The organism is Gracilibacillus alcaliphilus (assembly GCF_016909015.1).
GTDB classification, from domain to species: domain Bacteria; phylum Bacillota; class Bacilli; order Bacillales; family Amphibacillaceae; genus Gracilibacillus; species Gracilibacillus alcaliphilus.
In genome coordinates this window covers 55,401-81,237 of the sequence record NZ_JAFBFA010000017.1, presented here as the reverse complement: position 1 = coordinate 81,237, position 25,837 = coordinate 55,401, and the positions used below count along the sequence as shown (strand labels likewise).

Sequence of the window (25,837 nt, the reverse complement as noted above, 5' to 3'; positions counted from 1 at the left end):
TGAGAGACTTACGGACGATTGCACCGGGATAAAGTGAGACTAGCGTCAGTAGGGGATTCATTCCCCATTGCTGGGTAGCGAGACTTATCAGGGTGTTCATATCCATTGCCCCGTCAAACGACCTGCTGGGTGGAGGCGGGGATTAAGGATGGTTCAATCTCCTATACAGAAAGAGTGATTTTTATGCAAGGCTCAATGAAAAGATCAACGAAATGGAAACTAGCGATGCTGTTAATCTTACCTGTTTTGCTTATCAGAGGATTTACGATTGTCTACCCTCTGATTGTCACATTTATCAATAGTTTCTTTGAAATAAACATGTTTAAAGGCGGCGAAGCAACTTTTGTCGGTTTACAAAACTTCGCCAGTATCTTTACAGACGGCAAAATCATTGCCTCTGTTAACTTCACGATTGTATTTACCGTTGTATCGATGATATTTCACGTCATACTAGGTTTAGGCTTAGCTTTATTATTAAATATGAAGTTTAAAGGCAAGAAATTTCTTAGAACGATTACGTTAATCCCTTGGGCAATGCCGATGGTCGTGACCGGTATTGCAGCAAAATGGGCATTCAACGATAGCTATGGATTAGTCAATGACCTCATCAGAAGAATCGCCCCAGAATTTCAGTTTGATTGGCTGATTCATCCTTGGTCTGCTCAATTAGCCGTTATTTTGGTCGATCTTTGGAAAGATATTCCGTTCTTTGCGATCCTATTGCTAGCCGGACTGCAATTTATTCCTGAAGAAATCTATGAATCTGCCAAGATTGATGGCGCAGGTCATATCAAATCCTTCTTCAAGATAACCTTGCCTATGGTTACGCCGACCTTATTAACGCTTTGTATCTTCTTTACCATGTGGCGTATTACCATGTATGACCTAGTATATGCAATGACTTCCGGAGGCCCTGGTGATTCTACCAGTCTTTTAGCTTATCGAATTGCTGTAGAAGCGTTTACTAATCTAAATATCGGCTATGCTTCTGCTTTAGCCTTAATGTTATTCCTGATCATGATTGTTTTCAGCAGCATCAACTTACTATTTATTAAAAAGGCACAGTATTAGGAGGGGAATGAATATGTCTGCCAAACAAAAACGTATCCTTACATTCATCTTTCGGTGGAGCCTTACCCTCGGAGTAGCCATGATTATATTAATTCCTCTGTATTGGGTATTTATATCATCTATCACCCCAAGAGGAGAATTATTTTCAACTCCTATCAATTTTTTTCCGGAGAATTTTACGTTTCAAAACTATGTTGATTTATTTGTGGAATTGGATGTAGCAACAATGGCTTGGAACACACTGATTATCACGGTCTGTTCCTTACTCTTAACGATTATACTAGGAACCGCTGCGGCCTATGCCTTTGCCCGTTTCGAATTGTTTCAAAGTGTGAGCTGGGCATTTAGGTTATTATTATTCTCAGCGTTAATTCCACCGGTTATTACAGCCAGACCTTTATATGATTTTATGAAATCGTTTGATCTTGTAGATACTTATGCTGGTTTGATCATTTTGTATACAAGCTTATTACTGCCGTTCTCTGTATTAATCTTGTATAATTTCGTTAAACAAATACCAGCTTCTTTAGAGGAAGCAGCACAAATAGATGGAGCAAACTTTGGCACCATTCTATTCAAAATTTATTTCCCATTAATGAAACCTGCGATTGCCACGGTATCGATTATCAATTTCATTCAAAGTTTGAACGAATTTTTCACCCCGCTCTTTTTCACTTATAAGATCAAGCTGTTAAGTGTAGGGATTACAACCGTACCCAGAGAGAGCAACTTTGAGGTTCCTTGGGATCTAATCAGTGCGATGGGCTGGTTTATTATCTTGCCGATTATCCTTTTCGTATTGTTTTTCGAGAAAAACATTATGGAAGGAATTACACAAGGCGGCGTTAAACAATAATAAAACAAAGAGGTGTTTATATCATGTTTCAAGACGTATTTTCAAACAGTTTAGCTTCTCTACCTTTAACGAACAATGGAAAAACAAGAGCTATTACAGCCGAAAACCCAAAAGGTGAACGTGGACAAGGAGGAAAGGCCTCCAGTAATTTAGGCCCTTCCCGTAAAGGTTCCCCCTGTCTGCGAGATGTAAAGCCGGGTGAGACCGTTACTTTATGTGAGATTGATGGACCAGGAGTTATTCAGCACATCTGGATGACTGTCACCGACAGAACTGAAGAGAATTATTTTGTTCTTCGTGACCTTGTCCTTCGCATGTACTGGGATGATGAAGATCAGCCTTCTGTAGAAGCACCATTAGGTGATTTCTTCTGTAATGGCTTTGGCCGGGGATGTACGATTAACTCCGTCCCGATTGCCGTCAATCCAACCAGAGGCTTTAACAGCTATTTCCCAATGCCTTTTCACAAAAAGGCTGTCATTACGGTGGAAAATCAGCATGAGGCGCCAATCCCTGCTCTATTCTATCAGATCGATTACTGTCTCTATGATTCTTTACCAGATAATACAGCTTACTTCCACGCCAAATGGAACCGTCAAAAAATCACTAATCTTGCAGAAGATTATGTCATTATTGACGGAATCAAAGGGAAAGGGCAGTACATCGGAACCTATATCGGGCTGGCTACCTTAGAACGCTACTGGTGGGGTGAAGGCGAAGTGAAATTCTATATGGACGGCGATAAAGATTATCCAACTATTTGCGGTACTGGAATGGAAGATTATTTCGGCGGTGCTTGGAGCTTTGCCACACAAGAAAACGGTAAAACCGTTGAAAACACCTACTGCACACCTTATATGGGATACCCTTATTACTCGAAGGCAGATGACACCGTTCATTTCCCTTTTCATAACGATGATGTCCCTCCAATGAGAGGCTTCTATCGTTGGCATATCCCTGATCCGATTCGTTTTGAAGAAGAATTGAAGGTGACCATTCAACAAATTGGTGTCTATAAGAATGGTTTGTTTGAAAGACAAGATGATGTATGCTCTGTCGCTTATTGGTATCAAACAGAACCACATCAAGCCTTCTCTCCGATTGCAAGTGCTAAGGACAGATGGCCGCGATAAAGTGGAGAGCACACCTGTCTTGTTTTGAACATCCCTCTAAAACTTGAGACAGACGCTTACCGGGATAAATTAATTGAGACTGTTGCACATGGAATTACATGGTGCGACAGTCTCTCTTTTTAAGTGTATGACTTATTTTTTCATATGGTTGAAAAGGGGGCTGTCAAGATATCTATTTCTGTTGACACCTATTGCTACTCGACCTTTTCAAATCCTAAGGTGCGGGTTTTTGATCAATTGCTGAGATTATCATCTTATTTGTTTAAGCTTTAAGGAGCTGGCTTTTGCTAAGATGTTGGGGTCTACTTAGCTGTTTAAGCCCCAAGAAGTTGACTTTCGCTAAGATATCGGGATTATCTTATCTGTTTAAGCGCTAGAGAGTTGTCTTTTTCTAAGAGGCAGGGGTATCTTATCTTTTCAAGCCCCAAGGAGCCATCTTTTAAACCAGATGCTAAGGCTATTCTTTTCATGATGATCCTATCTGTTGAAGCCGACTTAGAAAATTGGAAAAAACGTCTTCTGTAAAGGCACTTTTCCATCACTAACAATAATCAAAAGGAACCATCCCACATATTAGAAAAACTTGGCTTATCGCCAAGTCTTTATGGCGAAAGCCTTAGTTTTATTTATACTATAATCCATAAATTTTTATACTCCCTTTCCTGGTGTATGAAATAATGGTTTCAGACACAAAAAATCCCATTGACTATGCTACGATTGAAATACTTAGCCAAGTTTACTCAATCACCCACCCGACAAGGAGGACATAGTCAATGAGACACTTTAATGGTAAACAAGGTTTCCGAAGAAGTCAATTCGCAAAAGAAATTCGAGGTGCTGATTTAGAAAAAGTTTTAATTGTACCCATCGATGTTTCTAAAGTGCTTCAAAAGGCAATGATTTTGAATTACTATGGAGAACCTATAGAATCTGTATTCTCCTTTATGGTTAGTCAAACCGGTATGAAAGTTCTTATTGATAAAATAGAGCGTGCTAAAATTTCACTTCAAACAGATAAAGTATTCATTGGCATTGAGGCAACCGGTCATTATTACGAGGATATTGTCCGTATTCTCACAGATCAGGGTTATTCTGTTCATATTATTAACCCTGCCTCCACGCATGAAGAAAGAAAGCTACACCTGACGTATACAAAAACAGATGATATCGACTTATATTTAATTGCCGAAGCTTTAATTGGTAATAAAGCTACAAATTCTAAGTTGAACACTGGTATCTACAAAGAACTTCAACTCATCACAAGAGCCAGAAGAAGAGAAATAGAAAAACGCTCCCGTATTAAAACGGAGATTCGTACCTACCATGATCAGATTTGGAGGGAATATCAAGGATACAGTACGCTGATTGATGGTAAATTGAAAACAAAAAAGATATTTAGTGATTTTTGGGGGAAAGCAAGTGTTCACCTCCTTACTCACTACCCTCATGCTTCTCAGGTACTTAAGCTGGGAGAATTGGGTTTACGCCAATTATCTAAAGAACATAATTTAAAAATCAGAAAAACAACCATTGAAAAGTTACTTTTTGCCGCAAGTGAGAGTGTTTCCAAGCCTTGCGAAGATCTCTCTAGTGAACGATTTCTTTTACAACAAAAATTAAAAGATTATGCATACCACACCAAAAATATCGAAACCTATGAAAAGGAAATAGAACGACTTTTTATTCAAACTAACGGCATCTTACTTCTAACGATTCCTGGCATTGGCTTAGTTACAGCTGCAGAAATCTTTTGTGAAATGGGGGATCTCTCTGACTTTTCTAGTGCGGGTCAGCTTATTAAAAAGGCAGGAACAAATCCAATTATTAAACAATCTGGGCCTGGAGCTGGATACAAAGGACGTATTTCCAAACAAGGAAATGCAAATTTAAGAAGGGCCGTATATAATGCAGGACGAAGCCTTTCTATCCATAATGAAGCGTTGAAACCTTTTGTTATGCGCTTGAAAGAAAAAGGAAAAAAAGCGGGTTCTGTTTACATCGCAATGGGGAACAAACTCCTAAAAATTGCGTTTGCCATGCTTACCAGAGGAGAACCATTTCAATGGAATCATCCCGATTACCATTACAAAAAAGAAGTATTTAAGAAGCTAACATTGCCCTTAAGTGCGTAAAAAACAAATAAATAGGCTCCATTCTCTTGGTTCGAGTGGAGATCGAATCCACTTTCCAGAGGCATTATGACCTCGCTCTATAGCCTTATCCCACTCGAACTGTAAATGCGAATTAGTACGTTATCTATCTATTTTGTACTCTATGCCAGATTGCATCCATGCAGATGAAGAATCGAGTGACATCCCACTTCTGAATCAAGAAAATGGAGCCTGTTTCATCATGAACTTGGTTAATTGCTACTTGTAAAAAAATACAATTACGGTAGGTGTATTAAAGTTACGTAAAAACTTGAAAAAAGTATTTGACATTGTACGCTATAGTGCAAAAAAACTGCCACAAAATGCAACATGTACATTTCGTGGCATCCCCATTTCTTTTACATCAACCGAATGAAACACTCTATTTCTATTCATTTCTGTAATGCGAATTATTTTTTGTTAGGTTCGATTATCTCTATTTATTCCAAGACCTCAATCCAAAGATCTAATTCAGCATCTTGATACTGTTGTTGCTTATCCGTTAAAATAAACGAGATAGATCCCCAGCCTGCTTGAAGGCCTTCTAAATAGATGTCATCGCCTTCATGATGAAGCTGAATTAATTCAGGATTTATACTGATTACAGATATATCAAAACGGTCATTAGGGAATGGAATCAGCTCACCATATGGATCCAGAAATAATTCAGACCAGTTATATGCAAGAACCTTTCTTTCACCAACTTCGACCTTCATACCTGGTGTCCAATACACCCCGCTTGGATTCTGGAAATCCTCTATTTCTATATAAGCATAAGATTCCGATTCACCATTTTCATTAGCTGCAACTGCAATCAGGCCGGTAGCATTTTCAGGAATCTGCCCGGGACTGATGTAAAATACTGTCCCTTCATCACTGCCGATTTTTTCTCCGATTCGTCTGTGATCAGCATCTGCAAAATAAACATGATATTGATCTATGTTCCAAACATCGTCCGGAGGTGTAATCCTTACAAATCCGCTTATTTTGTCAGCAAAAGAATCGTTATCTTCAAATGTCAAAGCTACAGGACCATTTGCAGGCGGCTGATCTGGCTTTGGACTTACCGTAACATTAAAAGTATAAGAAACAGGTTCAAAATCACCAGAATTCTTACCTAAAGTAATCGTGATACTTGTCGTCCCTTCCCCTCCGCCTCGTATAATATTACCGCCATCCATATAGGCGTCTGCAATATTAGAATCATCACTTTCAATCGTAAGCGTATCATAGGTTGGGGTTATGATATTTCCATCCGCATCTTTAAAAATACCAAAGTGAGCTAAATATTTCCGCTCCCCTATCATTACGGTCTGGTCTTCAAGAGCTTGGTATAACCACGGATTAGCAAAATCGTGAATAGGGGTATAAGCATATTCCTCTGATTCACCGATATCATTTTGCACAACGGCCAATATGCCCTCAGCATTCTCTGGAATATCTGTTACCTCAGCAAAAGTAAAACGAATATCCTCTCCTGTTTTTGCCAACGTAGCAATCTCCGTGATTCGTTCTCCATTACTGTTTCCCCAGTACAGGACATAGGAATCCAAATTGTCTTCCTCTTCCGCTCTCCCAACTGTTATGTCACCGCTCACTTTTCCTCTTAATGGTTCCTTGTCGGTAAATACAACAGAGACCGGACCAGTTGCAGGAATAGTTGGTTTTGGTTCTGGTGGAGCAAGAACCGTTACTGCAAAAGATGTAGTGACTGGTTCCTTGTCACCTTTAACAGCTTGTAAGATCACCGTTACCTCTGTTGTTCCTTCATGATAACTTTCCAGCCAAAGACCATCATCATAATAGGCACGAGCGATCGACTCATCAGCTGTAGATACTTCCCAGCTATAATCTGCCTCCGAGATAATTGCTGTTCCTTTCTCATCCATAAACACGTTTGATATATCTAGATGCCGGCTCTCTTGTGCAGGTATTTCCTGATCCGTAATCGGTTCCTTTAACCACGGATTGGCAAAGTCATGAATCGAGGTATAAGCATATTCCTCTGATTCGCCGATATCATTTTGGGCGACTGCCAATATACCTGTTGCACCTTTTGGAATTTTTGTTTCTGCCGCTAGAGTAAATACCAAATCCTCTCCTGTTTTCTTAAGGTTTGTTAATCGTTTCCCCATTTTCTCATTATTCTCTCTCACCCAATATAATGAATAACCAGTTATATTCGATTCATCAGCAGCTTTTTCAATCAAAATTTCCCCATTTATTTTATTTAACAATGGATTTTCATCTTGAAAAGTGATACTTTTCGGCCCAAACAATGGGCGGCTTACTACCTGAAGCTGAAACTGTTTGGAGGCCTCCAAATTATCCAACTTAACTGATATGGTAATGGTTATAATGCCAATATCATGTGGTGTCAGAATAATTTGTTTTCCATCCATTACACCAGTAGCCACCTTTTCATTAGCAGATGAGATCGTATACGATAAATGAGGCACACGCTGCCAATCTGAAATTAATTCGATAACACGTTCATCTTCTGTTAATTCGATCGTAATATCTGTGAAACTCATTAATTGTTTTTTTATGTTGTTAAACTCCGCTGTATAGTCCTCCTTTGGTTGTTCTTCAGAAGGTTCTTTTTGTGGTGGAGTTAATTCTTTATCATCTTGCTTTTCTTGTGGTGGTTGTTCTTTTTGCTGCTCTCGATCTTGTGGAGACTGCTGTTGTTCTCCATGTCGTTCTTGTTCTTGATCTTGCCGGGCCTGCTGCTGTTCTTGCCTTTGTCGTTCCTGATCTTGCTGGGCCCGCTGTTTTTCTCTTAGTTCTTCCAGCCAATCCTGGAGTGCTTGTTGTTCTTGATTTTGCTGGGTCTGTTGCCTTTGTCTCAACTCTTCCAGTTGTTCTTGAAGTACTTGTTTCTCTTGTTTGCGTTGCTCTTCTCGTTCTTGTCTTTGTTCTATTTCCTTTACTACCCCCTCTCTTCGTCTGTCACCATAAGTCACTTCCCAATCCGGTACACCAATAATGTTGATTTGACCATCAGCATGTATATACTGATTATATTTCTCCATAAGCTCAGCTAATTCTGACTCATTCAATCTGCCTTGTTCAGGGAATACTTGTGCAATAGCTGTAATCATGCCAAAAATTTTCTGTTGATATTCCAACAGCTTATCCAAGGATTCGATTCCTAGGTAGCCTAATAATTCCTGATCATTTTCCAAGTTTTCTAAGAAGAGGCGATTCTCTTCATCTATCATTTGCTTATTTTTCATTAACTGTTTGAGAATGTCATCACCTAACAGTTTGGTAAGTTCATCTGGGTTGATCTCTTTGAGAATCATTTCGCCTTCATGCTGCACTACCTGTTGAGCCGGGTAGGCCATTATTTCTTCTTCATGTTCACCTACTCGGACTGCTCCAGCAAAGACAAATACAGCACTGTCACCTGTATTAGGGTCAACAGAAGTAACAAAATATGTGCCTTCCGCTTTCGTCTTTAGTGTCCCAACATTAACTTTGTAATAATCATTATGCTCTCCCATATGCAATAAATTCCCTGTTGATTGATTATAAGTAATCTCCACTCCTTCTTCAGAAGAGGTTAACTCGGCAATAAGAACTTCTGCATTTTCACCAATAAACATGCTGCCATTACCATTTAAAGTAACTTCAACGGCAGCATTCTCCTTAGTGGTCAGTGTATCGCCTTCTTCCAAAATTGTCTTAGAAGTAACTGCTTGTTTCTCCTCATCTGGTTTAGTTACATACACCTCCCCTGTTATGTTGCTCACTTGTACCAGTTGATGATTTTCATTTCCTGCACTGGGCGCTGCTTTTTCTGAGAAGGTATCCTTTGGCTGGTCTGCATCTATTTGCTCCGCTTTCATTGAATTATTAGCTGTATAAACAATTGCTGCAATAATACCAACTAACAATACAACTAATGAACTAGCTAACAGTTTCTTTCTCGGCATAGTATACTCCTTCCCTTTCATTTATGATAGCTTCATATCGCCTTCACTGATTCATTTTCATCAATTATACCTGCATACACACAGATTGAGATCAACCTTTCCGCTAAAAAAAATGAATAGATGGAGCAAGGGGGTGGAGAGGTTTTTGAAAAATCAGTTCAGCTTTTTATTCCTTGCTTAACAAATGAGATGTCTGTTCCAGGATAGGAAACGAATATACAAGTGGATCTTACGGACGTTTGCCCTGGGATAAATTTTGGCCAAAAAAAACTGCTGTACCATCAGATATTTGATGGTACAGCAGTTCCCTTTTGTTCCTATCGATTCAGCAGACTACCCACATACCTCAATAAATCATTCGCAGACTGGGTAGTGTAACCATATTCTTCTACTAATGTAGCGACGACTTCATTCATTTTCTTTAATTGGCGCTCATCTGGTGTTTTGGTAGATGTGGTAATCTTGACTACATCCTTTAGATCGGCAAATAATTTCTTTTGAATCGCTTCTCGCAAGCGTTCATGGGATTGATAATTAAATTTCTTGCCTTTACGTGCATAGGCAGAAATACGAATTAAGATTTCTTCTCTAAAGGACTTTTTGGCATTTTCAGAAATACCTATTTGTTCCTCAATCGAACGCATCAGCTTCTCATCTGGCTGCATTTCTTCTCCAGTCAAAGGATCCTCTAGTTTTGTCTTATTACAAAATGCTTCGACATTGTCTAAATAATTATCCATTAATGTCTTAGCCGACTCTTCATAAGAGTATACAAATGCCTTCTGTACTTCTTTCTTTGCCAATTCGTCGTACTCTTTTCGGGCAATCGAAATAAAATCCAAATAATTTTCTTTCTGTTCTTTGGTGATGGAAGCATGATCATCTAACCCATCCTTCAAAGACCGCAAAACATCCAAGGCGTTAATGGCTTGCATTTCTTTACGGATGATCGTCGATGAAATCCGATTAATAACATATCTTGGATCAATCCCTGACATTCCCTCATCAGAGTATTCCTTCTTCAAAGCATGAACATCTTGTTCACTAAAACCCTCTACATCCTGTTCATTATATAGATAGAGTTTTTTCAAAAGGCTGATTTGATTCTGTTTTGATTCCTTCAGACGAGTTAAAATCGTAAACATCGCAGCAATTTTTAATGTGTGTGGTGCAATATGGACATCCTCAATATCACTTTCTTCAATCATTTTCTGATAAATCCGCTCTTCTTGGTCCAGCTTTAGATTATAGGGAATCGGCATAACAATCATTCTGGAATGCAAAGCCTCATTTTTTTTGTTGGAGATAAATGAACGATATTCTGTTTCATTTGTATGCGCAATAATCATTTCGTCAGCTGAAATTAACGCGAACCTCCCGGCTTTAAAATTACCCTCTTGAGTGAGTGAGAGCAAATGCCAGAGAAATTTCTCATCACATTTTAGCATTTCCTGAAACTCCATCAGACCTCGGTTGGCCTTGTTTAATTCGCCGTCGAATCGATAGGCACGCGGATCTGACTCTGAACCATAGGTGGCAATCGTAGAAAAATCGATGGAACCTGTTAAATCAGCAATATCCTGTGATTTCGGATCAGATGGGCTAAAGGTGCCGATCCCTGTACGATTATCTTCAGAGAAAAAGATTCTTTCCACTAACACATCTTCAATCCGGCCATCATAATTCTCTTCTAAATGGAGACGATTTAATGGCGAAAGACTGCCTTCAATTTTAATCCCGAATTCTTGTTCAAACTCAGGACGGAGATGGGCAGGAATAAGATGCAGGGGATTCTCATGCATAGGACAATCTTTAATGGCATAAACCGCTCCCCGATCTGTCAAACTATATTGTTCCAGCCCTCTTTTTAACATAGTCACTAGGGTTGATTTCCCTCCACTGACAGGCCCCATCAGGAGTAGAATTCGTTTCTTTACATCCAGACGCTTAGCTGCAGGATGAAAATATTCCTCCACTAATTTCTCCAGTGCTTCTTCTAAACCAAATAATTCATTACTGAAGAACTTATACCGCCGCACCCCATTTTCCTCTTCCACCCCTTGATCCTTTATCATCTGGTATATACGTGAATGCGCCGATTGCGCTAAATAAGGCTTTTCCTTTAATAACTCCAGATATTCTAAAAAGGTTCCTTCCCACCTTAAAGCCTGTTGCGATTCACGATATTGTTGTGCCTTTTTCAAGATTTCCATTAAACAACCTCCCAGTCTTGTGAACCCTTTTGTGCTTGATGCTATATCTAAAATGTATGTGATCAGCTAGGAAATAATGAGTAGAAATCATGACTTCACAAACAAACAGGATTTAGGTATAATAGTGAGAGGTAACCATAACATAAGACTTCCATCATCAAGGGCTTTTCTTGATGATAAACGATCAGCAAAACTTATCAGAGTGTTAATGGTCGGTTCCACTTATTCAGACCTATATCAGAGAATAGGTTTACGAATGGCTGCACTGTGATAAACTGTACATAATACATGTGGAAAGCTAAATAAAGGAGGATATTTCTATGGGTGTTGCATTGGTCATCGGTGTCTGTATTACATTTCTAGTTGCTATTTTTGCTGCAGGATATGAAGCAAAGCAATAAAGGGAAACTTCGATCAGTGGGGAGTCAACGCACAGGACGACTAGTGGAGACGTTGTGACAGGACGTCGCGAACTTAGTCTGTCCATCTCCATTGAATATTAGTCGAACCAATCAGCCAGTTACACTGAGATAAATTAAAAGGCTTGCCTTCGTAGAGGGCAAGCCTTTTATCTAATTCAGATGAAAACAACGAAAGCCATACCCTTCTACCTCTACAACCCCTTGGTTAGAAAACGCAATCTCTTTTCCGCTGAATAGTTCTGTTGCTTCCTCACCTGCCAAAGGTGCGATCTCTATCTTTTGAGGCTCTTCTCCATTATTTAACACAAAAATCAATGTAGCTTGTTCAGTCTCCTTTTGGTAAGCTATTGCTGAATCTTCGTTACCAATAAATCGAAAATTAGATTGATTGCCAAAGGCAGGTATCTCTTTTCTTAGTCTGATTAATTGCTGAACAAAAGCAAACAAGTCTCGGTCTTGCTTGTCTTCCTCCCATACCATACACTTACGGCAACCTGGATCATTCTCTCCATCCATCCCTATCTCATCCCCATAATAAATACAAGGAGATCCAATAAAAGAAAGCTGGAATAAATATAATAATTTGATGCGTTCTTTATGCCCTTTTGCTTCTGTCAAGATTCGAGGTGTATCATGACTATCCAGTAAATTAAAGGCAACCTCGTTCACATTCTGCGGATACATATGCAATACCTTAGTAATCGTGTCAATAAATGCCTGACCGTCCATCGTCTGTTTCGCAAAAAATTCCACTGCTCCATTTGTAAATGGGTAGTTCATCACGGCATCGAATTGATCGCCCTGGAGCCATTTCATCGAATCATGCCAAATCTCGCCAAGAATGTATGCATCCGGTTTAACGGCTTTTACCACTTGACGAAAATCACGCCAAAAGGCATGGTCTATTTCATTCGCTACATCCAAGCGCCACCCGTCAATATCAAATTCATCTATCCAATATGCTGCCACATCTAATAGATATTTCTTCACCTCAGGATTGGCAGTATTTAATTTCGGCATACTGGCCACAAAACCAAACGCATCATAATTTGGTTTCCCTTTTGCCTGTACAGGAAAATCCCATATATGAAACCAATCCTTATAGCGTGATTTTTCTTGGTTTTTTAAGACATCCTGAAACGGAGCAAAATAAAAGCCGCTATGATTAAATACCGCATCTAACATAACCTTGATACCGCGTTTATGACATTCCTTCACCAATTGACGGAAGGTGTCTTTATCACCAAATTGCGGGTCAATCTCCAAATAATCGATCGTATCATACTTATGATTGGAATATGCCTTGAAAATTGGCGTAAAATATAGACCATTAACCCCTAAATCTTCCAAATAATCTAAATGATCGATAACTCCTTGAAAGTCACCGCCAAAAAAATTGTCAGGTGCAGGCTCCTCACTTCCCCATGGCAATGTGCCTTTCGGGTTTAAGGAAGCATCCCCATTGGCAAAACGTTCTGGGAAGATTTGATACCAAACCGTATCTTTCACCCATTCCGGAGCCTGAAAGACATCAGCCTCATGCAAATACGGGAAACAAAAGAAGTTTCCTATATCGGCAGGAAGTGTGTCATAATGGCCACGCTCTGTGACAAACACTTTTTCTTTCTTTTTATCTATACACTCAAAGCCATAACGAAGCCTTCTAAATTCTGGTGTCACAGATATCCTCCAATAATCTGTTTGTGAAGTGGTGCCTGTTTTCACCATTTCCTGCTTTTGATACTGCCACTTTTTTCCTTTAAAGTCATATGGATCAGCATAAATCAAAACTATCCTTTCCATATCATCCTTTTTGGTTTCCAATAAAATATCTACTGTATCTTTATTCCTTGCATATAAGTATGGATTCATTGCTCTGTGTTTGATAGCTTCGATAATCATTTGACATTCTCCTTTATTCATTAGATATATAGAAAGCCCCTGTTGCGACCATATCACAACGCCTAATTAGTGGGACTTGCTTTCTTTACAGATGATAAAACAGGAAATATCGATCCAAAATAGAAACAACCCCATATCAGTAGATGGGGTTGTTTTTATACAAAAAGCATTGCCCGGCACATCAATTTCTCCAATTTGTAGTAACCGTATCTGTCCCACTCTCAGGTACGGTATAGGTGTGGTTCGGTCCACTTTCCCACACGATATTACCTGCTCCATCCTTTTTAATAAACTTATATTCTAGCTGCTGGTCAGCAGGTACACTCACATCGTAGTACCAATTCGGATAAATCTCCATAATTTCATTAAAGAATGGACCTATTGCTTGCTCTGGATCCCAATTTCCTAATTCTTGTGTATTGCCAACTAAATAAATTTCTGTTCCATAATCAGTATACGCCTCTTCCACTTTAAATCGAACGGAAAGCTGATGATTGGTTAAAACTTCAAAGTTGGGATATAAATTGCTCTCTTGCTGATCTGCCGTCATCACCTGAATATCATATCGACCACTAGATATATCTGGAATTTCAATAACAATTTCCTGATCATTCCAAGAGGCGATCGAAACAGTTTCCGTACCAAAATAAACGTTCCCTTCCGTTGTTCCAAAGCCTTCACCGCTTATTGTAATACTGTTCCCCGGTTGTCCTGCCATAGGACCAACTTGCCCTATCAAGGGATTATCTGCATTGTTGGAAACTTCCCAAACAGCTGCTTCATTAGCTTGCAGCACAAAATTATTTACTGCACCATTTGTGCCAACCTGAATGGACTGACCATTCAAAAGACCATCTAAGACATCCTCATAGTTTCCTTCAGGTAAAGCGGTAACCAAATTATTAATAGTATAATCAACATCCCCGCTGTTTACTGCAGTAACAACAACATGATTACCAAAACTTCTTTCATATATATAGACATCTTCATTTATCCAGCGCTCTGTTGTATCCCCATAACCAAGCGCCAAATTATCTTGACGAAGATGAGCCAGTTTACTAATGATCTGATAGGCAGTTGTCGAATCATCAAAGTTAGTCATCATTTTTCTATTTTCTGGGTCTGTCTCCCCAGTCATATATTGCTCTGTCCCATAATAAATAGTTGGCACGCCTCTAGAGGTTAATAACACTGCTAAAGCCATTTCGGTATTTATTTCTGGCTCTCCGTCTTTATGAAATCTACTCATATCATGGTTATCAATAAATGTTACCTGATCGATTACCACATGATAACTGGCAGCTGTTTGTTCAATCATCTCATGGAAATCGAGCCAATCCTCCTGTTGTGTCATTAATACAGACCTAATTTGCTGGCCATACTGAAAATCCAGCAGACTCATTCCACTCTCATTGGCAAAATAATGATTTCTTGGATCGATTTCACCTTCTCCGAGAAACCATTCCCCAAACGTGAAAACTGGTTCATGAGAGTAAACATGATTGACCAATGTTTCCTGCCATCCTTGCGGCATATGCTTAACAGCATCTACCCTTATTCCAGCAATTCCCTTATCCAGCCATAATTCAATCGATTCCTTGAGATATTGATCCATTGCTTCATTCTGAAGGTTATAGTCTGCTAAATCATAAAGGTTTCTATATATGCCATCTTCATATGTAGAAAAATCAGTTCCTCCATTATGATGAAAAACACCTAAAGAATCGTCAGAATATTTGCTGATTAGATGACCATTATCATATACTGCTCCATTCTCTGCATAATCAGGATCTGTTTCCAATGCAGGCGAAGAATGATTCGGCGTAAAGTCCATAATGATTTTTATATGATGCTGACCGGCAATCTGGATTAATTCATCAAATTTGTCAAAATCCCCATAAAAAGGGTTTGTTTTTTTATAATCTCTCGCCCAATAACCATGGTACGAGGTATAGCCATTTGGATGAACGGCATATACATTTTCAACTGGTTGGGAAATCCATAAAGCAGTAACCCCCATATCAGTAATATAGCCATCCTCTATCCTATCAATAATTCCTTGCCAATCCCCGCCATGATATTTATGCAAATCGGTCGGATTGAATAATTCCCCTGACGGATTATTCGATGGGTCTCCGTCTTCAAAACGATCCGTAACAATTTGATAAATCGTATCTTGGGCATAATTCACTTTATTGCTAGCTTCTACTGTCAGAGATTCGAATGTAAAACAAATAAACAAGCTAAACAAAACGAAAATTAATGCAATCGTTTGCCTAAAAACCTTTATTACACTTCCCATTTTTATCCCTCTCTTCTTTTCAAATTATAAAATACCTCCTTTTTCTGCAAACAAGAAAACAACCCCAACTTTTTTTAAAAAAAGCCGGGGTTGTTTGTATACGATACAAAAGCAGTGCCCTCAAATTGTTATTTAAGCGTTTTCTCCGCATTGTTAATATTATTATACAATATTCTTTCTATCTGTCAATCCCCTTTAACAAAAAATGCTTTTTATTTTTTTGTATTTAATGTAGAAATTTTTTCTAGACAAATCCTAAAAAGAAAACGCTTGCCAATTTATATTGCTCTATGTATAATGATCCATGAACAGGAAATCGATTGCGCAAAAATTATAATAAAGGGGAGAAATTTGATGAAAAGCAGTCAAAAATTTTTATTAATGATGTTGCTGATTATGGTAGTGGCTTTAGCTGCATGTGCACCAGATCGCGAAGAAGAAACGAATTCTGATACCTCAAATGACACAGGTGGAGAAGAAACGGCTGAACAACCGGAATCTTTAACTATCTGGGCAAATGATGAAGAACAACAGCTGGAGGCTGTGCAATCTATTGCAGCCGATTATGAAGAACAAACAGGTATTGAAGTGGAAGTTGTCGCCAAGTCTATGCTGGATCAGTTAGATGAATTGGCATTAGCTGGACCGGAAGGAAGAGGGCCCGATTTATTTTTCCAGCCACATGATAGAACAGGTGATATTGTTGCACAAGGATTAGTACAGCCGTTATCTCTAACAGAAGAGGAACTTAGCAGTTATAGTGATGCAGCCATTGAATCTGTTCAGTATGAATTTGACGGGCAAGTCGACATCTATGGTGTGCCATCTGTTATTGAGACATATGGAATCTTCTACAATAAGGATATCATCGATGAACCAGAAACAATGGATGACTTAATGACGGCTTTAGAAGATCATACAGACGCGTCACAAGATCAATTTGGATTCTTAATGAAGCCCGATGATCTGTATTTTGCCTATCCTTTCTTTAAAACAAAAGGTGCTTATATTTTCGGCGGTGATGCTGGTGAGTATGATGTAAATGATATTGGATTAGACACAGAAGCTGCTATTGAAGGGGCAGAATTATTTCAATCATTCTTTGGTTCAGGCCTGATTCCGACCTCTACAACAGTTGATGTTATTGACGGTCTGTTTACAGAAGGGAAAGTCGGTGCCGTTATTAATGGCCCTTGGAGCATTCCAAGCTATACAGAAGCATTAGGTGACAGCTTAGGGTTCACGCCTTTCCCAACTATTGATGGTGAAGATGCACAAACTTTTGTTGGTGTGAAGGCATGGATGGTCTCTTATTATTCAGATGAAGTAGAATGGGCAACAGATTTGGCCTTATTCCTTACCAATGAGGAGAATTCACAACATTACTTTGAAACGGCTGGCGAGCTGCCTACTAACACCAATGCCTTAGAAAACTTGGAAGACCCTATTTTCCAAGCATTTAGTGAACAAATTGACAATGGTGTACCCATGCCTAGTACGCCGCAGATGTCTCAAGTCTGGGAGCCAATGAACAATGGATTACAATTTATTGCAGAAGGAGAAGATCCTAGTTCTGTTCTTTCAGAGGCAGTGGAACAGATAGAAGCAAATATTAGTGCCAGCGGCGGTGCTCAATAATATCCAATGAAGGGAAGAAAAAATCTTTCTTCCCTTCCTTACTTTTAAAGAATTTTGCTAAATAGAGGCTTGTTCAAAAAAGTCTGATAAAAATGACGTGCGTTGACCTGAACTTTCAACGTACAGGATGTACTAATGCAGATGTGGTGATTGTCGTCACGGTTTTAATCTGTGAACGTACAGGATGATGCAGACACGGTAATTGTTATCACGGTCTTAGTCTGCCGAATTCACATCTTATCAAATAAAAACGAATGGACGGGGGTAGCCGTAGTGGATCACAAGAAAGACAAACACAAGTTTTCTAATCATAATCCGACTATTGCGACAATACTTTCTATCTTGTTTGCCGGTCTCGGCCAACTATATAACCGAAGATTTTTAAAAGGAACTATCTTTATCATACTGGAATTAGCGTTTTTGACAACGCTCTTAGACAGTATCAATTATGGATTATGGGGATTACGTACACTAGGAACGATACCAGGCACTGATCACTCGATCCGACTACTTGTTTTTGGTGTGCTAGCCTTAATTGCAAGTATCCTCTTGCTCGCATTATATGTATTTAATGTGCTAGATGCACGTAATCAAGCCATAAAGCTAAAAGACGGCTGGAAAGCTAAAGGATTTAAGGATACCATTATTGATTTCTATGATAGTGCTTTTCCTTATTTGATGACCGTTCCAGGTCTATTATTGATGATTTTTGTAGTCATCTTCCCATTGATGTTTTCCATTTTGTTAGCTTTCACTAATTATACTTTATATAACTCTCCACCTAGAAATCTAGTGGATTGGGTAGGATTTCAAAACTTTATCGAATTGGTCTCTGTTCCGATCTGGCAAGATACGTTTATTAGTGTTTTAGCATGGACGATTGTCTGGACCGTTGTGGCTACTACCTTACAAATCGCAGTTGGATTGTTCCTTGCCCTAATTGTAAATGATCCGAGAATTAAATTTAAAAAACTGATTCGGACAATCTTTATCTTACCTTGGGCAGTTCCTGCTTTTGTGACTATTTTGATTTTCTCGGCCATGTTCAATGATGATTTTGGTGCCATTAACCGGGATATTATTATCCCATTATTGGGCGGTGATGGAATTCCTTGGCTTAGCGAGCCATTTTATGCCCGAACAGCCGTTATTTTAATTCAAACATGGCTGGGATTCCCATTTATTTTTGCTTTATTTACAGGTGTTTTGCAAAGTATATCTAAAGACTGGTATGAAGCAGCAGATGTCGATGGAGGATCTCGCCTGCAAAAATTTAGATTTATAACGTTTCCGCATATTATGTTTGCCACTGCACCTTTATTAATTATGCAATATGCGCAAAACTTTAATAACTTCAATATTATTTATCTCTTTAATGAAGGCGGCCCGCCAGTAAGAGGGCAAAATGCCGGTGGTACCGATATTCTAATCTCTTGGGTATATAAACTGACATTTGAAACTAATAATTACGCCATGGCAGCTGTTATCTCTTTAATTATGGGACTTATCATCTCTGGTTTTGCCTTTTATCAATTCAGACAAACCAAGTCATTTAAAGAAGAAGGTGAATTATAATGAATCAAAAGCAAAAATCAAAAGTGGAAGTGGCCTTGATATATCTCATTATCATTATCACTTCGATCATTATCTTTTATCCATTGATTTGGACTGTTGGTATGTCCTTTAATCAAGGTACAAGTCTCTATTCATCTTCCCTTATCCCAGAGAACTTCTCATTAGAACATTACAAATGGTTGTTTAGTGAACAAAGTGATTATTTAATCTGGTATAAGAATTCATTGATCGTATCGATTTCTGTAGCATTTGGAAGTGTGATTCTTACTTCTTTGGTAGCCTATGCCTTTTCTCGTTATCAATTTGTTGGTAAGAAGAATGCTTTATATATCTTTCTCTTACTGCAAATGTTCCCTGTTATGATGGCCATGGTTGCCCTCTATATTTTCTTAAATATGATTGGCATGCTGGACACCCTAACCGGTTTAATCCTTGTTTATCTAGGAGGCCAAATACCGTTTAATGCCTGGTTAGTGAAGGGATATTTCGACACCATACCAAGAGAATTGGATGAGGCAGCCAAAATTGATGGCGCCGGCCATTTACGGGTGTTCTGGAGTATCATGTTACCGTTAGCTAAACCAATTCTAGCGGTAGTAGCTTTATTTAATTTCATGATGCCTTTATTTGACTTCTTATTGCCATCTATCATATTGTCCAGTCAGGACAATTATACGCTGGCCGTTGGTTTGTTTAACTTTATCAATGATCAATTTGCAAATAACTTTACTCGGTTTGCAGCTGGTTCCATCCTTATAGCTGTGCCTGTCGCTACCGTATATTTATTCTTACAGCGCTTTTTAATTTCAGGATTAACTGCTGGCGGAACAAAAGGTTAATTACCATGGATACTCTTAAGTACTACTAATCACTTGAGAGTATCAATTTTTATTTTTCATTATCTGAAAACTCTAACTTCATGCTTGGAAACAGTTTTTATGAATGGTTGCGCCGTGATAAACGAATAGCATATAATAATAATGCATATATGCACATAAATTTCTATTATTCTGACTCAAAGGGTGAAAAATGAATGGCTGTCACAATTAAAGATGTAGCAAAAAAAGCCGGGGTGGCCCCTTCTACTGTTTCTCGGGTTATTGCAGATAGTTCCAGAATTAGTTTGGCTACCAAAAAACGTGTACGAAAAACAATGAAAGAGCTGGGCTATCACCCCAATATTAATGCCCGCAATTTAGCCGTCCGCTCTTCGCAGGCTATCGGCGTGATCATGCCATCTTCTGCTGATAAGGCGTTACAAAACCCTTTCTTTCCTGAAGTACTAAGGGGAATCGGTGCCTTTGCTCATGAAACGGAATATTCGCTGTACGTTTCTACCGGAGAAAGTGATAACACCACATTCGAAGAAGTACAACGAATGGTGAATGGCCACCGTGTCGACGGTGTTATTTTGCTTTATTCACGCAACAATGATCCGATTCAGCAATTTCTAGTCGAAAAGAATTTTCCTTTTGTTATCGTTGGTAAGCCATGTGAGAATGAAAGCGAAATAACCTATGTCGATAATAACAACTTCAAGGCAAGTAAAGAATTAACCAGTCATTTAATTGAACTGGGCCATCAACATATAGGTTTTATCGGTGGATCATTAGAATTATCGGTAACGACGGAACGTTTAAAAGGATTTCAGGCAGCTATGAAAGAATATGATTTATCATTATCCAATGAGTATATCATACATACTGAATTTCTGAAGTCTGGCGGAAGCAAAGCTGTGGAACAGTTATTCGCCTTAGACAAGCCGCCGACTGGTTTGGTAGTAACGGATGATTTAATGACACTAGGTGTTATCCATGCCATAGAAGAAATCGGACGCCGTTGCCCTGCAGATGTCTCGCTCACTTCTTTTAACAACCTGTATCTATCCGAAATTACCAACCCTCCCCTGACTACTGTTGATATCAATATTTTTCAACTAGGGTTTCAATCTGCTCGGTGTCTTATCGATCTAACCAAAAATAAAAATGAACCGGCTAAGCGTATTATTGTTCCCTATGAAATTAAGTATCGCCAGTCGACAAAGCCTCTGTCATAAGTTCTGGTAACAATTGAGAAACATCAGTGAGCCATATAAAAAAGGGATCTCAATCAGGCCTCTAACGGAACAGCCTTGTATCGAGATCCCTTGTTGTTTTAATAAGGATCGGCGTTGTGTCCTTTGTCTACTGCATGTTTCGGGGCTTGTTCGGCATCCTGAGCACCTAATGGATTACGGCTTGTCCCCTGTTTTGCCGTATGCGCTAATCCTTCTCTTAAGCGGCGGCCATATTCCTCATCTGCCTGTTCAGCTAAAGCGATCATTTTATCCTGAATTCTTTTATCACAAGTTGATAAATCGCCAATCAGATTAGCCAGCAACTCATCTTTCTCCCAGTCTTTAAACTGACGGAAGGTCTCTCCAGCTTGTTTCGTATTATCATGGCGCTCAATCGATTCACGTACAAGGTTCCCTTCCACAAAAGGAGTATATTCTTTTCCGGTTTGTTTTGCTTCCTCTAAACCGCCCAACACAGACGGTTCATAATTCACATGTGGATTTTGACCAGGTGCTTTGTCATTTTTTTGCCGCAGTTGACCGCCTTCTTGATTGGTAGCTACACGTTTTTTTGCTTCATTGATTGGAACTTGCAAATAATTCGCCCCGACTCGGTAACGCTGGGTATCGGAATAAGAGAAAGTTCGTCCTTGCAGCATTTTATCATCAGAAAAATCAAGACCATCTACTAAGACTCCTGTACCAAAAGCTGCTTGTTCCACTTCGGTAAAATAATTCTCAGGATTTTTGTTTAAAACCATTTTGCCTACCGGTAACCAAGGAAATTGATCTTCAGGCCAGAGCTTTGTATCATCTAATGGGTCAAAATCGAGCTCAGGATGATCGTCATCTGACATAATTTGTACCAGAAGCTCCCATTCCGGATAATCCCCGTTTTCAATGGCTTCATATAAATCCTGTGTAGCATGATTGAAGTTTTCGCCCTGAATTTCTGCCGCCTCTTTCGTTGTTAAATTCTTAATACCTTGCTTCGGTTCCCAATGATATTTGACCAGTACCGCTTTTCCTTCTTGGTTCACCCATTTATAGGTATTGACACCAGAACCTTGCATCATGCGGTAATTGGCTGGAATGCCCCAAGGCGAATACACAAATGTCACCATATGAAATGATTCAGGGGAATTAGCGCAAAAATCAAAGAAACGCTCCGCATCTTGAATATTGGTAACCGGATCTGGACGAAAGGCATGGATCATATCCGGAAACTTCATGGCATCACGGATAAAAAAGATCTTTAAATTATTTCCAACAAGATCCCAGTTACCGTCTTCTGTGTAAAATTTAACGGCAAAACCACGTGGATCCCGAACTGTTTCTGGAGAATGTGTTCCATGTACCACCGTTGAAAAGCGGACAAATACAGGTGTCTGCTTTCCTTTATCCTGAAAGACTTTCGCTCTGGTATATTTCGAAACAGGTTCATCCCCCACCGTTCCATAGGTTTCAAAATAACCATGTGCTCCCGCTCCCCGTGCATGAACAATCCGCTCAGGAACTTTCTCACGATCAAAGTGGCTTATTTTTTCAATAAAGTCATAGTTCTCTAACATTGCCGGGCCGCGATTACCAACTGTTCGAATATTCTGATTGTTAGTTACGGGATGCCCCTGTCGGGTCGTTAACGTATTATCATGCTCCAAATTATTTGGATTAGTGGATTTTTCTTTATCAGACATCTATAAAACCTCATTTCCTTGATAAAATTTCTTTTTATCAGCATTACCAATTTGGCGGAAATTAATCATTTGTTAGCAATTATCTTTATATGTGACAGAGATTAAGCAAAGCTCCTTCCTAGATATAGACTTTTTTCACATGTCGGTGATATGCTATATTATTAAGGAGAGGAGAGAGTGCCTAATGACACATATACTTATTGTAGAAGACGAGGAAAAAATTGCCCGCGTGATTGAATTGGAGCTTGGTTATGAAGATTATCAAACCACTACCGCTTTCGATGGTCAGGAGGCATTTGAACTTTTGCAAAATCAAACATTTGATCTGGTTCTATTAGATATTATGCTGCCTGGTATGAGCGGAACTCAATTGTTAAGACGCTTTCGTAAACTCAACCAAGCCACACCTGTTATTCTGTTAACTGCCCGAGGTGAAGTACAGGATAAGGTAGCAGGATTGGATTTGGGAGCAAATGATTACATTACCAAGCCATTTCAAATTGAAGAACTGCTTGCCAGAATCCGGGCACAACTGCGCCTCAATCATTCTGTCAATAAAGCAGCCGAACAGCTCAATCATCAAGATCTAACTGTTAATTTACAGACTCGTGATGTATACCGCGATCAAACAGTTATTGAATTGACACCGAGGGAATATGATTTATTGACCTTCCTTTTACAGAATAAAAATCAAGTGTTTAGCCGTGATCAATTGTTAGATCAAGTATGGGGGTTCGATTATGCTGGGGATACAAATGTGGTCGATGTCTATATCCGTTACCTCCGTAACAAAATAGATAAGCCATTTGATACCGAAACCATTCAAACTGTTCGGGGTGTAGGCTACACGATTAAGGACAGCATCCAATGAGATTACGAACGAAATTACAGCTGTTGTTAACCATCTTTATTTTCGCAGTTGTTCTTCTCCTGAATGGTGCCATCTATTTAATATATCAACATCAAGTGAATACTAGCGAAATGAATCGAATCAAACAAGAGGCAGAAACAATTATGGAGGCATTAACAAAAGAAGAGGCTTCAGAAATAGCAAAAGAAGACTTACTGCGGGCATTCTTGCCAGCCAATGGGATGATTCGGGTTATCTCACAAGAAGAAGCTCAACCGATTCATTCTGCATACAGACAGAAGTCTTTTGAAGCTTGGCCCTTTGCCTTCACCACTACCGAGCAGCAGACATTAAATCACGATGAGGATGGGACACCTTATGTTCAAATATCGATTCCAATAATCTGGGATGATGGTTCCGTTGTTACCTTACAAGTAAGTGAAGCCTTATACCATACGGCAGATACTTTACAAACTCTTCAGCTTGTCTTGCTTATAACCACAGGACTGATGTTATTACCTACTCTGTTTTTTGGTTACTTGTTAGCAGGGTTTGTGATAAAACCGATTCAATCACTTACAGATAAAATAAAGGATAATCCTAAAAACGGCAAATGGGAAAAGCTTTCGCTTAACCGAAAGAAAAACGACGAAATTGCAGAAATGCAGCATGCATATAATGCCATGATTGATCGTATTGAAGAAAACATTCAGAAACAGGAACGCTTCGTGTCAGATGCGTCGCATGAATTACGGACACCGCTATCTGTTATAACTAGTTATGCAGAATTACTTCAGCGTCGTGCCAAGGAACGTCCTGAATTAATGGATGAGGCGACTGAGGCTATCTTATCCGAATCCGAGCGCATGAAACACTTGACTGACCAGATGCTTACACTCGCCAAGAGTCAAAATCAAGGCAGCCTATTATTTCAAGATATCAATATCAGCCAACTCGTTCGTGAGGCTATACGCGCCCTCTCTACAGCTTATCAGCGAGAAGTACACTATCAGAATATGGAAGAAGTGGATTTACATTATAGCGGCGATAAGGCGATGATCCATCAGGCAATCTATATCCTAATCGATAATGCCTGTAAATACAGTGAGGAACAAGTCAGCGTCCAGACAGCAAATCAAGACAATATCCTAACGATTTCTGTCATGGATCAAGGAGTCGGCCTGTCAGAAGCAGACAAAGAACATATTTTTGAGCGCTTTTATCGGGTAGACAAGGCTAGAAGCCGCAAAGCTGGGGGGACTGGCTTAGGGCTGGCTATTTGTTATCAGATTGTACATGTCCATGGCGGCACGATTACCATTGATTCCGAATTAGGGAAAGGCTCAACTTTCTCGATCCAATTGCCAATCTAGAACTGGCAAATCAAGAATGAAAAGCGCAAAGCGCCCTTTTAAAAACGTAGAGATTGGAGCGTCACAACGGAGATAAAGGAAACACGACGACGGAGGGAGTCGATGTTGACTTATTGGGGCGTGTCGTGACATCTCTATAGTTTGGCGCTTGGAGCTGGACATGGCTGTTCTTGCATAAGAATGAACGCATGAAAAATTATATACTTGCTGACCTTATAAAACAAGAGAGGAATCGACTGATCCGCCCTCTTAGGCTTCTCTGAAATCAGATAACCTTGAAGTGAGAAAGTTACAACATGATCATTTTATTCTTCTTCAAAGTTGATAGCGACGGTAATTCTGTACTTTCTATCGAAAAATGCACATTAAACCTTGGATGAAGGTTGATTTTGCTGCCATCGATTTCGATGATACCATGAATTTCATCCAAAAGTTGGTTAATGAAGATCACTTGATTTGTCTCTTCATTGTACACTCGCCTCGATAAAGGATAATAAATAATTAACCCCATAAATCGGAGCGTATTCATCTCATTCTGCCCCTTTTTCACTATTCTGAACAAAAGATTTTTATTTTCTCATCATTTTCTCATTTTTCTCACAGCGTCTCTTTATTTTAGTGAGGTATAATATACTTAACAACTAATACAAGGGGGACA

16 protein-coding genes are annotated in these 25,837 nt (G+C 39.3%); 10 read left to right on the top strand and 6 right to left on the bottom strand.

The window, feature by feature from the left end; genetic code table 11:
• Positions 1 to 105: 105 nt before the first annotated feature.
• From JOD18_RS13330 to JOD18_RS13315, 4 genes are all read left to right on the top strand, one after another.
• Complete coding sequence (locus JOD18_RS13330; protein ID WP_204669535.1) at positions 106 to 1,071, top strand: carbohydrate ABC transporter permease; 966 nt, start codon at positions 106 to 108, stop codon at positions 1,069 to 1,071.
• Between the two features lie 13 nt (positions 1,072 to 1,084).
• Positions 1,085 to 1,927 carry a carbohydrate ABC transporter permease gene (locus JOD18_RS13325; RefSeq protein ID WP_204669534.1) on the top strand — a complete coding sequence of 281 codons (843 nt, stop codon included), beginning with the start codon at positions 1,085 to 1,087 and terminating at the stop codon, positions 1,925 to 1,927.
• Positions 1,928 to 1,950: 23 nt separating this feature from the next.
• On the top strand, positions 1,951 to 3,060 hold the full coding sequence (locus JOD18_RS13320; RefSeq protein WP_204669533.1) for a glycoside hydrolase family 172 protein: 1,110 nt from the start codon (positions 1,951 to 1,953) through the stop codon (positions 3,058 to 3,060).
• 773 nt (positions 3,061 to 3,833) lie between these two features.
• Complete coding sequence (locus JOD18_RS13315; protein ID WP_204669532.1) at positions 3,834 to 5,192, top strand: IS110 family RNA-guided transposase; 1,359 nt, start codon at positions 3,834 to 3,836, stop codon at positions 5,190 to 5,192.
• Positions 5,193 to 5,650: 458 nt separating this feature from the next.
• Here JOD18_RS13315 and JOD18_RS13310 read toward each other — a convergent pair whose 3' ends face one another.
• From JOD18_RS13310 to JOD18_RS13295, 4 genes are all read right to left on the bottom strand, one after another.
• Positions 5,651 to 9,151 carry a FecR family protein gene (locus tag JOD18_RS13310; RefSeq protein WP_204669531.1) on the bottom strand — a complete coding sequence of 1,167 codons (3,501 nt, stop codon included), beginning with the start codon at positions 9,149 to 9,151 and terminating at the stop codon, positions 5,651 to 5,653.
• 317 nt (positions 9,152 to 9,468) lie between these two features.
• Positions 9,469 to 11,364 (bottom strand): PrkA family serine protein kinase, encoded by a 1,896-nt coding sequence (locus JOD18_RS13305; RefSeq protein WP_204669530.1) that lies wholly within the window; start codon positions 11,362 to 11,364, stop codon positions 9,469 to 9,471.
• Positions 11,365 to 11,936: 572 nt separating this feature from the next.
• On the bottom strand, positions 11,937 to 13,688 hold the full coding sequence (locus tag JOD18_RS13300) for an alpha-glycosidase (RefSeq protein ID WP_204669529.1): 1,752 nt from the start codon (positions 13,686 to 13,688) through the stop codon (positions 11,937 to 11,939).
• A 181-nt stretch (positions 13,689 to 13,869) separates the two neighbouring features.
• On the bottom strand, positions 13,870 to 15,990 hold the full coding sequence (locus JOD18_RS13295; protein ID WP_204669528.1) for an alpha-amylase family glycosyl hydrolase: 2,121 nt from the start codon (positions 15,988 to 15,990) through the stop codon (positions 13,870 to 13,872).
• Between the two features lie 354 nt (positions 15,991 to 16,344).
• Between JOD18_RS13295 and JOD18_RS13290 the strand changes: the two genes are divergently transcribed.
• The 4 genes from JOD18_RS13290 to JOD18_RS13275 all read left to right on the top strand — a co-directional run bounded on the left by JOD18_RS13290 (position 16,345) and on the right by JOD18_RS13275 (position 21,259).
• On the top strand, positions 16,345 to 17,628 hold the full coding sequence (locus JOD18_RS13290) for a sugar ABC transporter substrate-binding protein (protein WP_204669527.1): 1,284 nt from the start codon (positions 16,345 to 16,347) through the stop codon (positions 17,626 to 17,628).
• 273 nt (positions 17,629 to 17,901) lie between these two features.
• A complete protein-coding gene (locus tag JOD18_RS13285; protein WP_204669548.1) occupies positions 17,902 to 19,203 on the top strand; it encodes an ABC transporter permease subunit in 1,302 nt (433 codons plus the stop codon).
• Positions 19,203 to 20,042 (top strand): sugar ABC transporter permease, encoded by an 840-nt coding sequence (locus JOD18_RS13280; protein ID WP_204669526.1) that lies wholly within the window; start codon positions 19,203 to 19,205, stop codon positions 20,040 to 20,042. Before JOD18_RS13285 ends, JOD18_RS13280 begins: the two co-directional genes overlap by 1 nt.
• A gap of 194 nt (positions 20,043 to 20,236) precedes the next feature.
• Positions 20,237 to 21,259: a LacI family DNA-binding transcriptional regulator gene (locus JOD18_RS13275; protein ID WP_204669525.1), complete on the top strand. Its 1,023-nt coding sequence runs from the start codon at positions 20,237 to 20,239 to the stop codon at positions 21,257 to 21,259.
• 98 nt (positions 21,260 to 21,357) lie between these two features.
• Here the strand turns inward: JOD18_RS13275 and JOD18_RS13270 are convergent, their stop codons facing one another.
• Entirely contained in the window at positions 21,358 to 22,956 is a 1,599-nt protein-coding gene (locus JOD18_RS13270) for a catalase (protein ID WP_204669524.1), read from the bottom strand.
• Positions 22,957 to 23,140: 184 nt separating this feature from the next.
• Here JOD18_RS13270 and JOD18_RS13265 point away from each other — a divergent pair, with 184 nt between their 5' ends.
• Positions 23,141 to 23,827: a response regulator transcription factor gene (locus tag JOD18_RS13265; protein WP_204669523.1), complete on the top strand. Its 687-nt coding sequence runs from the start codon at positions 23,141 to 23,143 to the stop codon at positions 23,825 to 23,827.
• Positions 23,824 to 25,179, top strand: a complete 1,356-nt coding sequence (locus JOD18_RS13260) for a sensor histidine kinase (protein ID WP_204669522.1) — start codon at positions 23,824 to 23,826, stop codon at positions 25,177 to 25,179. The genes JOD18_RS13265 and JOD18_RS13260 overlap by 4 nt, the downstream gene beginning before the upstream one ends.
• A gap of 289 nt (positions 25,180 to 25,468) precedes the next feature.
• Here JOD18_RS13260 and JOD18_RS13255 read toward each other — a convergent pair whose 3' ends face one another.
• The gene (locus JOD18_RS13255; protein WP_204669521.1) at positions 25,469 to 25,708 is read right to left on the bottom strand and encodes a hypothetical protein; all 240 of its coding nucleotides are present in this window, start codon (positions 25,706 to 25,708) and stop codon (positions 25,469 to 25,471) included.
• Positions 25,709 to 25,837: the final 129 nt, after the last annotated feature.